Here is a 450-nt window from a genome sequence, read left to right on the forward strand (position 1 = left end):
GTACTGGACGCCGGTGCTGATGTCGGAGGACGTCGTCTCGGACGGCGCTCCGCGGCGGATCAAGATCCTCGGCGGCAAGTACGTGGCGTTCCGGGACACCGAGGGCAAGGTCGGGGTGCTGAACGAGGCGTGCCCGCACCGGGGTGCGTCGTTGGCGTTGGCGCGCAACGAGAATTGCGCCTTGCAGTGCCTGTATCACGGGTGGCGGGTCGATCGGAACGGCAAGGTGGTGGAGACGCCGTCGGAGCCGGCGGACAGCACGTTCAAGGACAAGATCCGGCACATCGGGTATCCGGTGCGTGAGGCCGGCGGTCTGATCTGGGCGTACTTCGGTGACCCGGAGGCCGAGCCGGAATTCCCGGCGTTCGACTGGACCGCTCGCAAGCCGGAGCAGATCTACACGATTCGGGTGGCGCAGCGGTGCAACTGGGCTCAGGCGATCGAGGGTGC

1 protein-coding gene is annotated in these 450 nt (G+C 67.3%); it reads left to right on the forward strand.

The window, feature by feature from the left end:
* A partial coding sequence (locus tag MLGJGCBP_RS48495; protein WP_201453379.1) for a Rieske 2Fe-2S domain-containing protein occupies positions 1-450 on the forward strand: 450 nt, incomplete at both ends.

Source organism: Rhodococcus sp. T7 (assembly GCF_009872365.1).
Taxonomy (GTDB): domain Bacteria; phylum Actinomycetota; class Actinomycetes; order Mycobacteriales; family Mycobacteriaceae; genus Rhodococcus_F.